The sequence below is a fragment of the Rhodococcus sp. IEGM 1379 genome (assembly GCF_030056815.1).
In the GTDB taxonomy this organism is placed as follows: domain Bacteria; phylum Actinomycetota; class Actinomycetes; order Mycobacteriales; family Mycobacteriaceae; genus Rhodococcus_F.
Genome location: NZ_JASHKR010000034.1, coordinates 1 through 13,470, shown reverse-complemented (window position 1 = coordinate 13,470; position 13,470 = coordinate 1). Strand labels below are relative to the sequence as shown.

11 protein-coding genes are annotated in these 13,470 nt (G+C 64.1%); 7 read left to right on the top strand and 4 right to left on the bottom strand.

Going from position 1 to position 13,470, the window contains the following annotated elements; genetic code table 11:
* The first annotated feature begins 3 nt into the window (after positions 1–3).
* The 4 genes from nirD to QM600_RS17975 are packed head-to-tail and all read left to right on the top strand — an operon-like array spanning position 4 to position 2,896.
* The gene (gene nirD, locus QM600_RS17990; protein WP_283262854.1) at positions 4–426 is read left to right on the top strand and encodes a nitrite reductase small subunit NirD; all 423 of its coding nucleotides are present in this window, start codon (positions 4–6) and stop codon (positions 424–426) included.
* Complete coding sequence (locus QM600_RS17985; protein ID WP_283262853.1) at positions 423–1,562, top strand: uroporphyrinogen-III synthase; 1,140 nt, start codon at positions 423–425, stop codon at positions 1,560–1,562. The genes nirD and QM600_RS17985 overlap by 4 nt, the downstream gene beginning before the upstream one ends.
* 4 nt (positions 1,563–1,566) lie before the next feature.
* Positions 1,567–2,304, top strand: a complete 738-nt coding sequence (locus tag QM600_RS17980) for a sirohydrochlorin chelatase (protein ID WP_502943018.1) — start codon at positions 1,567–1,569, stop codon at positions 2,302–2,304.
* Positions 2,264–2,896 (top strand): maleylpyruvate isomerase family mycothiol-dependent enzyme, encoded by a 633-nt coding sequence (locus tag QM600_RS17975; RefSeq protein WP_283262852.1) that lies wholly within the window; start codon positions 2,264–2,266, stop codon positions 2,894–2,896. The genes QM600_RS17980 and QM600_RS17975 overlap by 41 nt, the downstream gene beginning before the upstream one ends.
* A gap of 14 nt (positions 2,897–2,910) precedes the next feature.
* Here QM600_RS17975 and QM600_RS17970 read toward each other — a convergent pair whose 3' ends face one another.
* From QM600_RS17970 to QM600_RS17960, 3 genes are read right to left on the bottom strand one after another with little or no spacing between them, the layout of a single operon-like run.
* On the bottom strand, positions 2,911–4,644 hold the full coding sequence (locus QM600_RS17970; protein WP_283262851.1) for an NTP transferase domain-containing protein: 1,734 nt from the start codon (positions 4,642–4,644) through the stop codon (positions 2,911–2,913).
* Between the two features lie 14 nt (positions 4,645–4,658).
* Positions 4,659–4,958: an MGMT family protein gene (locus QM600_RS17965; protein ID WP_243619350.1), complete on the bottom strand. Its 300-nt coding sequence runs from the start codon at positions 4,956–4,958 to the stop codon at positions 4,659–4,661.
* An 11-nt stretch (positions 4,959–4,969) separates the two neighbouring features.
* Complete coding sequence (locus QM600_RS17960) at positions 4,970–5,755, bottom strand: alpha/beta fold hydrolase (RefSeq protein ID WP_283262882.1); 786 nt, start codon at positions 5,753–5,755, stop codon at positions 4,970–4,972.
* 55 nt (positions 5,756–5,810) lie between these two features.
* Here QM600_RS17960 and QM600_RS17955 point away from each other — a divergent pair, with 55 nt between their 5' ends.
* Together QM600_RS17955 and QM600_RS17950 are read left to right on the top strand one after the other, a co-directional pair.
* Positions 5,811–9,152, top strand: a complete 3,342-nt coding sequence (locus tag QM600_RS17955; RefSeq protein WP_283262850.1) for an ATP-dependent helicase — start codon at positions 5,811–5,813, stop codon at positions 9,150–9,152.
* Positions 9,153–12,548, top strand: coding sequence for an ATP-dependent helicase (locus QM600_RS17950; RefSeq protein ID WP_283262849.1), 3,396 nt, complete (start codon positions 9,153–9,155; stop codon positions 12,546–12,548).
* Here QM600_RS17950 and QM600_RS17945 read toward each other — a convergent pair.
* Positions 12,545–12,946: a DoxX family protein gene (locus QM600_RS17945; RefSeq protein WP_283262848.1), complete on the bottom strand. Its 402-nt coding sequence runs from the start codon at positions 12,944–12,946 to the stop codon at positions 12,545–12,547. The genes QM600_RS17950 and QM600_RS17945 overlap by 4 nt on opposite strands.
* A 94-nt stretch (positions 12,947–13,040) precedes the next feature.
* On the opposite strand from QM600_RS17945, the gene QM600_RS17940 reads away from it, so the two are divergent.
* A partial coding sequence (locus tag QM600_RS17940; protein WP_283262847.1) for a potassium channel family protein occupies positions 13,041–13,470 on the top strand: 430 nt, incomplete at its 3' end.

Below are 13,470 nucleotides of genomic sequence, written 5' to 3'. Positions count from 1 at the left end.
TTGATGAGTGTCATCGACGCGCAGATCGCCAAGCTGGATTCAGAGCGACTCGAATGGACGTCGGCATGCCCGCTGAGTCACCTGATTCCGGGGCGTGGAGTTGCCGTGTTGCTCCGCGGTGGTGAGCAGGTAGCGCTGTTCCGGCTCGAGGACGGTAGCTTGCGGGCCGTCAGCAACTTCGATCCGTACGCCCGCGCAGCAGTGATGTCGCGCGGACTGGTGGGTGATCGCGACGGTGAGCCGATCGTGGTGTCGCCCTTACTCAAGCAAGCCTTTTCGCTCATCGACGGGCGGTCGTTGGACGACGGTTCGGTATCGTTGCCGGTCTACGACATTCGTGTGTGGGCCGGCGTAGTGCAAGTACACAGCGTTCAACTGCACAGCGTTCAACTGCACAGCGTTCAACTGCACAGCGTTCAAGCGTGAGTGACGACATGCCGTTGGCAGGATTCACCGTCGGGATCACGGCCTCACGTCGCGCCGAGGAGTTTGCGTCACTGCTCACCCGGCGCGGAGCAGACGTGATGTTTGCGCCGGCTATCCGAATCATCCCGCTCGCGGATGATCGGGAGCTGGAACGGGTTACGCAGCAAATCATCTCGAATCCGCCCGAGATTGTCGTCGCTACCACCGGCATTGGATTTCGGGGCTGGCTCGAGGCCGCTGACGGCTGGGGCGAGGCCGAGAATCTCAGCGCAGCACTGCGTTCGGCACGTCTGCTGGCTCGTGGTCCCAAAGCGACAGGCGCAATACGTGCTGCCGACCTGCGTGAAGAATGGTCGCCGGCGTCCGAGTCTTCGGCTGAGGTCCTCGAACATCTTCTGGCCGAGAGTGTCTCGGGAAAGACTGTGGCGGTTCAACTTCACGGCGCTACCACCGACTGGGAGCCCGTTCCCGATTTTTGTCAGGCGCTACGCGACGCCGGGGCGGACGTCATCGCGGTACCGGTCTATCGTTGGGAACCGCCGGAGGATACGACGCTCTTGGACCGCATGATCGACGCAATTGTTGTCGGCGGAATCGACGCCGTGAGCTTTACCAGCGCACCGGCGGTGGCGTCGTTGTTGATGCGGGCGGACAATACCGGACGACGGGGTGAGGTTCTCGAGGCATTGCGCGGGCGGGTGACGGCGATGTGTGTGGGGCCGGTGACGTCTGCGCCGCTGGAGGCACTGAACGTTCCGACGACGGCGCCGGTGCGAGCTCGACTGGGCGCCCTCGCGCGGCATATCGTGGACGAACTTCCGCAGCGAGCCAACCGAATTCAAGCCGGAGAACACGAACTCAGTGTCCGTGGAAACTGTGTTGTCGTGGACGGTGAGATTCGCTCATTGTCTCCGGCCGCGATGTCACTGATGCGTTCCCTCAGTGCCAAGCCCGGTCATGTGGTCTCACGAGACGAACTTCTGGCGGCTCTTCCACGGAGTCGTGGAGACACCCATGCTGTCGAAACTGCGGTCGCTCGCCTTCGCGTCTGTCTCGGCGCTCCCAAAGCTGTTCAAACCGTCGTGAAACGAGGTTATCGACTTGCACTCGATCCAGCGCACTACGGCATCCGGTAACGAGGTGCTGATACTAGTTGCTCACGGCACGCGCAGCGCACGGGGAGTGGATATGCTTGCCGCGCTTGCCGATGCAGTGAGCGCACAGGTCGGTCTCACCCGAGTGGCTTTCGTGGATGTTCTCGGACCCTCACCGGCCGAGGTGCTGCGCGACATTGCGGGGCATGCCGTCCTGGTGCCGGCGTTCCTGGCATCGGGTTACCACGTCCATACCGATGTACGACGCGAAGTCGAGGCCAGTGGACACCGATCTGTGACGGTGACGCCCGCACTGGGGCCGGATCCGGCGCTTGCGCGCGTTATGTTGCGTCGGTTGTACGAAGCCGGATGGCAGAGCGGTGACGCGATAGTGCTTGCTGCCGCGGGCTCGTCCGATTCGCGTGCACTGCGCGATGTCGAGCGCAGCGCGCTGATGCTGGCCGAGATGGCAGGATCGCGGGTAGACATCGGGTACATCGCGACCGGTGCGCCGAAAGTTGTCGATGTTGTTGCAGCATCGCGGGTTCGAGGCGCGCCGCGAGTGTTCATCGCGTCGTATCTGCTGGCGCACGGACTCTTTCACGAGCGATTGTCCGCTGCCGGTGCCGACGGCGTCACGCAACCGCTCGGAGTGGACGCCGGAGTAGTGGACCTTGTCGTGAGCAGGTACGCGACGGCGCGAGAACCGGCAGTGCAGAACACTTCGCGCTACGATCGGCGATATGACGGAGACGTATGCAGACCTGGTCGCAGCGGTTCGTGAATCCGACGCGAAGGCGCAGGTTCTCATCGGTGAACTGACCGACTCGCGGGCACGGGAGCATTCGGCACTTCCTGGCTGGAGCCGGGGGCACGTGGTAACCCATCTGTCGCGGAATGCGGACGCGCTCAACAGGTTTGTCGTCGGCGTGCAAAGCGGTGAGCCTGCGGAGATGTATCCGGGTGGACCGCCGGCGCGGAACGCTGCTATCGAAGAGGGCGCGGATCGCCCGGCATCACTGTTGGCCGCCGACTACCGATTCTCCGGCTCGAGGCTGGTCGAGGCACTCGCCGAAGTACCGGCAGATCGATTGGACACGCCCGTCAATTGGCGCAAGCCCGTGACGGCCTACGATCTACCGATTCTGCGCTGGAACGAGATCGAAATTCACCTGACCGATCTCGATGTCGGATACACCTGCCATGACTGGCCGGCGGAGTACGTCGAGTTCACGTTGGCCCGCCAATTGGGAGCCCTGGAGGCAGCGGCGCCCAACGTGGCGGTGCCCCCGCTCTCGGATGCCGAGACGCTCTCGTGGTTGATCGGGCGACCGCTACGAGCCGGACTGCCGAAACTGCCGGCCTGGCCGTACTGACGCTGGAGCCTTCATCAGCCCAGAAGTACAAGTTCGGCCAGTGCGTTGTCGGTCGCCGACGCGGGCACAAGCGCAAACGCGCGCTTACCGATCAGTGCTGCTAGATGCGCGGTGCGCACCGACGGGTCGGCAAACCAACGGCCGTCGGCGGATTGGGTTACCGGAAGTATTCGTACAGCATCGGAACTCACCGCCGACGCATTCGTGATGACTCCCAGCAGCGGTGGCAGCGGTGTCCGCCCGGTCAGTGCACTCACGATAGTGGGCAGCATCGTCAACAGGGTCGTGACCGCGGCATAGGGATTTCCGGGGAGGCCGAGCACCACCTTTCCAGTGGGGAGGACGGCGGTCACCTGGGAACCGCCGGGACGCGAGGCAACTCTGCCCACCACGATCCGAGCACCCAGGCGATCCAGAGCGGAGCGCATTTCGTCGGCAGCGCCGCCGCCGGTGGCCCCGACGAGCACGATGAGATCGGCACTATCTTCTGCTGTCAGAATTGTTTCGAAACCGTCTGCGGTGTCACGTAAATGGGTGTCGGAGAGGCACTGCACCCCGCACCGAGACAGTAGTTCCGGCATGATTCCGCCGATGGAATCGCGAGTCTGGCCTTCGCGGAGCGGACCAGTTCTGCGGATCTCGTCACCGGTGGTGACGACACAGGCCCGCACCGGGCCGCGAACCAGTGCTTCGGACACTTCGCCGCTGGTGCCTGCCGAGACGAGTACCGGGGTCACCGAGGTGCCGGTCGGAGCGATAGTGAATCCGACGCTCCAATCCTCGCCGCGGGGACGAGCGTCGTTGCGCAGCGGCGCAGTGGGTAGACGCTTCAGTAACGGTGGATTGTTCTCGGAGACAACATGTTCGTCGCGAATGACCGCGCTTGCGCCGACGGGAAGGTGTGCCCCCGTCGCGATGCGGATTGCTTCGCCGTCGGCAAGTTCGGGGGAGCCCTCCGCGCCGGCAATGTGAACTTCTTCGAGGATCTGCCAGGGGCCCTCACCGGCGACGGCATATCCATCCATCGCGGAAACTGCAAAACGCGGCAAATCGCTTTGGGCAACAAGCGGTTCGGCTAGAGTTGCACCGAGGCCGGCGGCCAGTACTGCTCGGCGGGGGACTAGTGGCGTCAAGGAGTCCAGGATTGCGGCGCGGGCCTCGGCGATGGTCAAACGAGGCAACATTCGTGCGTGCTCGAGATCTTCGGGAGTGTCGCAATCTGCGGTATCGTCTACCGGTAGCGTCGAAAAGTCTTTGGCAACAAGTCTTTTCATAGGTTGATTGTCCAGTCCGGCGCCGTCGCGGAGAGTGGAGATTCGCTGACGCAATTCGGAAAACATCCAGGCGGACAACAAAAATTGGGTCCGATTGTTCTCGTCCACGGCGCAGGTCACCGGGGCCAGAGGCGACGTTGCGGCAATCAGGGCATCGATGGTGCCGCGACGGAGGTGTGGCAGATCGGCTGCCAGAACAAGAACAACAGCGTCGTCAGGGATGTCCGCGGTAGTGATGCCGGCCCAGATAGCCGCGACCGGTCCGCTGCCGATCGGCGACTCCTGAGTTTGCACGATCGACGTGTCGAGGTCGCCGCGATTCGGTCCGACCACCACTCTGGTGTCGAGATGCGCTGTGGCAGCGAGAGCTATGTCGAGAAGTCTGCGGCCGTGAACCATCAGTCCGGGTTTGTCGACACCGCCCATCCTGCTCGCCCGGCCGCCGGCCAGAACGATCGCACACGTTGGAGGCATGTACCTATGCTGCCTCATCGGAAGTTGTGCCGCGCCCGTGACATGTCGATCCGGCCGTCCTTGATCGGTACGCCTTCGAGTTCCAGCTTCGCGATCTGTCGGTGGGCCAGGTGTGCGGCGGGTTTTCCCGATGCGCCCAGCACCCGATGCCACGGGAGGTCGGACGAGTCGGTCCGCATGATCCACCCGACCGTTCGCGGGCTGGAAAGACCGACGGCGTCGGCAATGTCGCCGTAGGTGGCGACGCGTCCGGCTGGTATCGAGGCGATGAGTCTGCGAACCTCCTCGATCTGTTCGTCGGTAGTGGCAGCCATGACGGAAGTTCTCAGAGCAACTTACGGATCAACGCGGCAACTTCGTCGGCGCGCACGTGCGGGACCATGTGGTCGCAGTCGAAAGCGACGTCGGTCAAATTGGGGCCGAGACGATCGGTCATGGCGCTGCGGAACTCGGCGGTGACGTAGGGCGGTTGCACCTTCATTGCCTGGACGATGACAGTCGGCATCGAACTCGGCGGCAGCACCAACGGCCGGGCGAGTTCTCCCCAGGCAGTGACGACGGCCGGTGTCGACAGTCGCCAGTTGACGCGGCCGTTGTCGAGGTGGACGAGATGCCGGGCGAACTCCTCGTCCAATACCTCGGTGGGAACCTCGCCCCACGAGCCGTGGACCTTCTCCGATCGAGCTTCCGCAGCGTCGGTGTAATCGGGTGATCCGATGGTGAGTTCTGCCACGCGACCCATGAATTCGGGGTCGAGGCCGATCGCCGGATCGAGCAGTACGAGTCCGCGGACCCGATCAGGTGCCGCCGCTGCCAGATGCAACGCAAGGGCGCTGCCGAACGAGTGTGCAACTACCAGAACCGGACCCGCTGCGTGTTCGTCGAGAGTATCGAGGAGGTCGGCCACGTGAGCTTCGATGTTCCACGGCGGCGCCCAGGTGGAATGGCCGTGACCACGCAGATCCGGCGCGATCCAGCGAGCATCGGGAAGCTGATTCTCGGCCATCGACTGCCAGCGTCGGCCATGGCCGGTGAGGCCGTGCAACGCGAGGATCTCCGGCGCACCGGACGGGCCGTAGAGATAGGTCTGGAGAGCAGTCACACGATCAATCTTGCCCGACGCCGACGATGCGTGACTTGTCGGTGCCTTCTGATGGAATGCCTGAGTGAGTGAGACGTCGGTGCGCAGCAAATCCACCATCCCGCGGGCGCGGTTGGTGCATCGAGCGGCGCCGACGCTACCGCCGCGCACCTGGGACAAAGGCACGGCACGTCTGTTTGTCGAGTCGGCAGACGATCCGTTCATGCTGGCTTTCGGTGGCGCTTCGTGGAATCCCTGGCAGGTGCTGGGTGGCCCGGGCACCGGCAAGTCTTCACTTCTCGTAGATCTGGCAGTCGCGAAGATCTCCGGCGGTGAGGATCCCGAGTCGGTGTTGGTCCTCACGCAGTCGCGTCGGGCGGCGACGGCTGTGCGGGAGCAGATCACCGCGGGGTTGTTCGGGTTCGAGCAGGAACGGGGGCCACAAGCCACCCGTGAACCTCTGGTGCGCACTGTCCACTCCTACGCCTTTGCGGTCCTTCGACTGCAGGCTGCCGCGCACGGCAATGCGCCGCCGCGCCTGATTACCGGAGCTGAACAGGATTCGGTGCTGCGCGAGATGTTGCGCGGCGATATCGAGGACGGTGCGCAGTACTGGCCCGAGCGGTTGCGTCCAGCACTCGGCATGAACGGGTTTGCAGTCGAACTGCGCGATTTGATGCTGCGCGCCAACGAGCGCGGACTCGGTCCGGAAGATCTGATCAAACTGGGCAAGAAGCGACACCGGCCCGAGTGGGTGGCGGCGGGACAATTCGCCGAGGCCTACGAGCAAGGGGTCCTGCTTCGCGGTTCCGTGGGCGTCGAAGCGCCGGAGGCGACGGCACCGGCTTTGGATGCGGCCGAGCTGATCGGTGCCGCGCTCACGGCCTTTGCCACCGACCCGGAGTTACTGCGGTCCGAGCGTGCTCGTATCCGTCATCTTCTGGTCGACGACGCTCAGCATCTGGATCCGCAAGCAGCGCAACTGGTTCGGCTGATCGGAACGGGTACCGGCACCACGGTGATCGCCGGTGACCCCGACCAATCGGTGTTCGGTTTCCGAGGAGCAGATTCCCGGTTCCTGGTCGATCTGGCTGATCGGGGAGCTGAACGCGCGGTTATTCTGCCGACCACGTATCGCAACAATGCCGACGTCGCGTCGATCGTCGCCAAAATCGCAGCCCGGCTACCCGGCAACCTCGCCCACAGAATTGCAGTTCCCGCCGATCTGTCCGACGAAAATCCGGCGTTCGCCTCCGTTCGGGTTCTGGGAACCACGGCAAAGGAAGCTGCGGTGGTGGCAGACACCCTGCGGCGCGCGCACTTGCTCGACGGTATCCCGTGGTCCGACATGGCCGTCATCGTGCGCTCGGTGCCACGCACCCTGGCGCCGCTTCGACGCGCGCTGCTCGCGGCCGGTGTACCCGTCACGACAGCGGCCACCGAACTGCCGCTGGCCCGTCAGCATGGCGTATCCGGACTCCTTTTGTTGCTGCGGGCCCTCGGCCGGGACGGCTTCACCGGAGACGACGCCTTGGCACTCATGTCCGGTCCCATCGGCGGGGCCGAGCCTGTCACCCTGCGGCGTTTGAGGCGAGGACTGCGCCGCGTCGAACTGGCAGCCGGAAATGATCGCGATTCTGCAGAACTGTTGCGGCTCATCCTTATCGACGAGGACCGCGCGCAGTCCAAGCGGTTGACAGCAAAGCTGACCGATGTCGAATCGGCTGCACTCAAACGAGTGCTGTCCGTGCTCCGCAAAGCCCGCGTGCCACTCGAGCGCAATCTCGGTGTCGAGGAAATCCTGTGGGCCGCATGGCAGGCCACCGGGCTCGAACGTCGGTGGGCGGCAGCGTCGGCGCGCGGCGGTCCGATCGGGTCGCAAGCCGATCGTGACCTCGACGCCGTCGTTGCACTCTTCGATGCGGCGGCCAATTACGTGGATCGACTACCGCGTTCGCAACTGGCGGGGTTTGTCGACTATCTCACCAGCCAGGAGATCCCGACGGATTCGCGAAGCCGTTCGGTGATTGCTCCCGACGCAGTCACCGTGGTCAGCGCCCATGCGGCGGCGGGACGTGAATGGGCCGTGGTCGCGGTGGCGGGTGTTCAGGAAGGTCTGTGGCCGAGCCTGCGCGCCCGCGGGTCGCTCCTGCGGACTGAAGCGTTGATCGACCTGATCAACGGAGTCTCCGACGGCAGTGACTCGGCCGAAGAACGGTTGTCGAGAACCGCGCCGCTGCTGGCTGAAGAGCGTCGCCTGTTTCTTGTGGCCTGCAGCCGCGCTCGTCGTCGGCTGCTGGTCACGGCTGTCGAATCTGCTTCGGGAGATACCGATCTGGTGCCGTCGCGCTTTGTCGACGAACTACTGCGCGGTGATCAGTTCGACGATAGTCTCGGTGAGGTTGCCGTGGTGGTGCCAGAACCCGGTGATACCCGGGTGTTGTCCTTGCCGGCGCTCGTGGCGCAACTGCGCAGTGTGGTGTGCGATCCCGACCTCGCTGAGGGAGATCCCGAGAAGCATGCCCGCGCCGCGCGTCAATTGGCGCGCCTCGCCGCGGCCGGAGTACGCGGCGCGCACCCCGATCAGTGGTACGGAACCGCGCCGCCCAGCACGGTGGCACCGTTGTGGCAGCCCGAGGACGGCCCGGTCGCGTTGTCGCCGTCCACCATCGAACTACTCGAAACATGCCCGCTCCGCTGGGTATTCGAGCGTCACGGAGGCTCCGACGGAGACAACACGCATGCCATTGCGGGCACTCTGGTGCACACCTTGGTTCAGGCGCTCGCCGGTCGCATTCCGCCCGATCAGGTGGAGAAGGCTCTCGAAAATGCCTGGGAATCCATCGATCTCGGTTCGCAGTGGTACTCCCGCCGCGAACTCAATCGAACCCGCGAAATGTTGGCCACGTTCACCGCCTGGATGAACGCAACGCGTGGGGAGCTCACCGAAGTGGGGGTGGAGGTCGGCGTCGAGGGAATCCTGGAACCTCGTGAAGAAGGTCAACCGGCCGTCAAATTGCGTGGCCGTATCGATCGCCTCGAGCGGGACACCGAGGGGCGTCCGGTGATCGTCGACGTCAAGACCGCGCGAAATCCCGTCACCAACGAGGCCGCGCAGTCGCACGCGCAGTTGGCGGCGTATCAGGTGGCAGCGGCAGAAGGCGCGATCGACGGTGAACCCGCCGCTCAACCCGGTGGTGCTCGACTGGTGTTCGTGGCCAAGTCCAACAAGAAGGACGGTGCGTCGCAGCGTGTCCAGCCCCCGCTCACCGCTGAGGCTGTCGAGATGTGGCGTGACGTCATCCACAACGCCGCCGCCGCTACGCAGGGACCGCAGTATCTGGCCCGGGTGAACGACGGATGCCGGCACTGCCCGGTCCGTTCCAGTTGCCCGGCGCACGACGAAGGACGACAGGTGAGTTCCTAGATGGCAGCGCAGAAGCCGCGTCGACCCAAGATCAATCCCGTCGATCTTGCGGTCGCACTGGGGCAACATCCACCCACGCCGGAGCAGTCCGCGGTCATTGCCGCGCCGCTCGGCCCCACGCTGGTTGTCGCCGGTGCCGGTGCCGGCAAGACCGAAACGATGGCGGCGCGTGTCGTCTGGCTGGTCGCCAACGGTTTTGTCGATCCCGAGGCAGTGCTGGGTTTGACGTTCACCCGAAAAGCGGCGCAGCAACTCACCACTCGTATTCGCAAGCGGTTGGCGCGGCTGGCCGGGTCCGATGTTCTGCGGGCCCTCGATCCGGCCGGCGGAGTGCGCGCGCGAATCCTGGCCGGTGAACCGGAGGTCAGCACCTATCACGCCTATGCCGGGCGGTTGTTGTCCGAACATGGGCTACTGCTGCCCATCGAACCCTCCGCGACGCTCCTGTCCGAAACCGAACTGTGGCAGGTTGCGCATCGCGTCGTCAGTGGCTGGGACGGGGATCTCGATACCGACAAGAATCCGGGATCGATCACGGAAACCGTTCTGGCACTTGCCGGTCAGCTTTCCGAGCATCTGGTGGATCCGGACCAACTTCGCGGAGCGCACGCAGAACTCGACAAGCTGATACACACGTTGCCGGCCGGTCCGAAACAGCGCGGCGGCCCCAGCCAAGAATTGCTCGGATATCTGGACGTTCAGCACAAGCGCATCGAACTCCTGCCGCTCGTTGCTCGATTGTCCGAGACACTGCGTTGGGAGGGGTCACTCGATTTCGGCAGTCAGATGTCGTTGTCGGCGCGTGTCGCGTCCGAGCACCGCGAAGTCGGAGAAGCCGAGCGAGGACGCTTCCGGGTGGTGCTGCTCGACGAGTACCAGGACACTGGACACGCTCAGCGAGTACTGCTGTCCTCACTGTTCGGCGGTGGAACCGACGCCGGGCTGGCCTTGACAGCCGTGGGCGACCCCATGCAGTCCATTTACGGTTGGCGCGGTGCGTCGGCGGCCAATCTGCCACGCTTCGCCACAGATTTCCCACTCGCCAACGGAAAGCCGGCGCCGACGCTCGAATTGTTGACGAGTTGGCGTAACCCACCCGAGGCGCTCGAGCTTGCAAATCGCTCATCGGCGCCGTTGCGCCGACGTGGGGTTGCCGTGAGCACACTGCGCGCGAGGCCGGGGGCAGTCGCGGGCGATGTCCGACTCGCGTTACTCGACGACGTGGAGCAGGAACGACTGTGGGTGGCGCAGAAAATTGCGCAGCAGTACGAGGCCGCGCGCGCAGACAATCGCCCGCCGCCGACGGCCGCAGTTCTGATTCGCCGAAACGCCGACGCGGCGCCACTGGCCGAGGCATTACGCGCCGCCGGGTTGCCGGTGGAGGTTGTCGGCCTCGGCGGACTCCTGCATACCCCCGAAGTTGCCGACGTGATCGCCATGCTTCGGGTAGTCGCAGATCCATTGGCCGGCAGCGCCGCGGTGCGCTTGCTCACCGGAGCTCGCTGGCAGATCGGTGCCAAAGATGTGGCGGCACTGTCGAAGCGGTCTCGGGAACTTGCGATCTCGGCCGGCTACGGCACTGCGGGTGCCGTCACGGATTCGGCTGCACTGGCTGAAGCGGTGCAGGATTCGCTTCCCGGTGAGCAGGCTGAGCAGGCCGGACTGGTGGACGCGATCTCGGATCCGGGTGCTGCAGAAAACTATTCGGCGCTCGGGTACGCGCGGATCAATGCCGTTGCGGGAGAGTTGGCGTCGTTGCGTGAGCGTATCGGGCAACCGCTCACCGAGTTGGTGGCAGAAGTCGAGCGGGTACTGGGCATCGGAATCGAAGCGGGCGCTCGAACCAGGCTCGGGGTGCTGGGCACCGCGGGCCGCGAGCACCTCGACGCATTTGCCGACGTGGTTGCCAACTATGCAACCCGGACGACGGCTAACCTCACCGGGATGTTGTCCTTCTTTGCCGCAGCCGAACAGATCGAAAAAGGGCTCACACCAGGCGAAGTGGAGGTCGCGCCGGATCGTGTGCAGATTCTGACGGTGCACTCGGCCAAGGGTCTGGAATGGGAAGTGGTTGCTGTCCCGCACGTCAGTGACGGAGTATTCCCGTCGTCCACGGCTTCCGGATCCTGGCTCGGGGCGCTCGCCGAACTGCCGCCGTCATTGCGAGGGGACCGCGCCGTCGACGCCGATTCGGCTGACGGCGTTCCAGTGCTCGATCTCGAGAATGTGTACAACCGGAAGGATCTCCAGAATGCGATCGGTGCGCACAAGCAGGCGCTCGGGGACCGCAGACTCGACGAGGATCGCCGACTGTTCTATGTCGCATTGACCAGAACTGAACGGGCACTGTTTATTTCGGCTCACCACTGGGCAGAGTCCGGATCCGACCCCAAGGGTCCGTCGGAATTTTTGGCGGAACTGCACCAGATGGTTACCGAGAACCCGGACATCGGTGCCGTGGAGACGTGGGCCGAAGATCCCGAGCCCGACACCGAGAACCCGTTGGCTTCGACGCCGAGAACGGCGCAGTGGCCACCGGATCCACTCGGTTCCCGGCGCGGCGCGGTGGAGGCCGGTGCTGCGGCAGTGTTGGCGGCATTGTCGGAAACCACGGACGAGACCGACTCCGACAGTGAGTCCGAGTACGACAGTGAGCCCGAGTACGACCCCGAGAACTGGGCAGCCGACGTCGAGGTCCTCCTGGCAGAGCGTGAGGCGCGAGCGAATGCGCGAGCCGAAGTCATTCTTCCCGCACAGCTTTCGGTAACCCAGTTGGTCGATCTCAAAGCTGACCCGGACGAACTAGCGGCGCGGTTGCGTCGACCCTTGCCGTATCCGCCTAACCCATTGGCGCGGCGCGGTACGGCGTTCCACGCCTGGATCGAACGACGTTTCGGTGCGACCAGACTGCTCGACCTGGACGAGTTGCCCGGTGCCGCCGACACCGGTGCCGGACCGGAGACGGATCTGGTCAAGCTGCAAGACGCGTTCTTGCGCTCTCCGTGGGCGAATCGCAGTCCCGTCGAGGTGGAAGTTCCCTTCGAAACATCCATCGCCGGAACAGTTTTGCGTGGCCGCATTGATGCGGTGTTTGCTGACGCAGACGGCGGCTGGACAGTCATCGACTGGAAGACGGGTGCAGAACCGTCGGCCGCCAACGAAGATGCCGTGGTCATGCAGTTGGCGGCATATCGGGTGGCCTGGGGAGAATTGATGTCGGCGCGCGCCCGGACTGCCGGACGGAAGGAAGTCTTCCCGCTGCACAAGGTGCGCGCGGCGTTTCACTACGTGCGCTCCGGACGCACCATTGCGCCCGAGAACCTGCCGGACGGTGAAGCGCTCGCGCACCTCATCCGTACAGCAGGTGCCCGCGATGAAGTCGGAGGAGACGACTAGCCGGCGTTGCGGCGCGCTTTCAGTGCCTCGGTCACCAGGGGGATCTGGAGTGGCAGACGCGCAATCGAGCCGACCTTCTGCAGTGTCGAGGTCTTGTTGCTCCGGTTCCAGTCCACGGCCATCTGAACATTGGCGGGAAATACGGCCACAAAAAGTGCAGCGGCCAGGCCGGCTCCCAGTTTGCGGGTCTTCGGAATTGCCAGGGCCGCACCGATCGCGAGTTCCGCGACGCCCGATACCTGGGTGTACGTGCGAGCCTGCCCGGGCAGTTGCCGGGGAACGGTGCTGTCGAAGAAGGAGGGGGAAACAAAATGCATTGTTCCCGCACCGAGGAGAAGTGCGGAGAGTCGGAGTGCAGCAGCTTGGCTGACTGAGGATGTCGAACTCGAGGATGACATTTCTCCACCCTGCCTCACGGCAGCTTTCGGTGCCACTACTGTAAACCCGACGTTCGTATCAGTATTGCGTAAGTATTAGTGAGAGAGACGAAGAATGGCCGGTAAAATCCGGGCGCGTTTGACCAGGTCGGAAGACCTATCCGATCAGCCTGATTTCGCCCTTGTCGGGGTGTTGCGTATTCCGCAGCTACAGACCAGCCCATTCCGAGCCATCTACAAGCGAGTGCTGATCGCGCTCGGCGCACTCGCTGCGGCCGTCGTGATCGTGTATATCGATCGCGCGGGGTATCGCGATGCACAGGAGAATGAACTGTCGCTCCTCGATTGCATCTACTACGCAACGGTCTCACTCTCGACGACGGGGTATGGCGACATCACGCCGTTCACCCCGTCGGCGCGCCTGGTCAACGTCCTGTTGATCACGCCGCTTCGAATCTTCTTCTTGATCGTGTTGGTCGGCACCACACTGTCAGCTCTGACCGAGAGTTCGCGTCAGGCGTTCAAAATTCAGCGTTGGAGGCAGC

Bases quoted from the DNA above. Each gene is read 5' to 3' on its own strand.
- nirD (WP_283262854.1), top strand. From the start codon at position 4: ATGAGTGTCATCGACGCGCAGATCGCCAAGCTGGATTCAGAGCGACTC.
- QM600_RS17975 (WP_283262852.1), top strand. From the start codon at position 2,264: ATGACGGAGACGTATGCAGACCTGGTCGCAGCGGTTCGTGAATCCGAC.
- QM600_RS17970 (WP_283262851.1), bottom strand. From the start codon at position 4,644: ATGCCTCCAACGTGTGCGATCGTTCTGGCCGGCGGCCGGGCGAGCAGG.
- QM600_RS17965 (WP_243619350.1), bottom strand. From the start codon at position 4,958: ATGGCTGCCACTACCGACGAACAGATCGAGGAGGTTCGCAGACTCATC.
- QM600_RS17950 (WP_283262849.1), top strand. From the start codon at position 9,153: ATGGCAGCGCAGAAGCCGCGTCGACCCAAGATCAATCCCGTCGATCTT.
- QM600_RS17945 (WP_283262848.1), bottom strand. From the start codon at position 12,946: ATGTCATCCTCGAGTTCGACATCCTCAGTCAGCCAAGCTGCTGCACTC.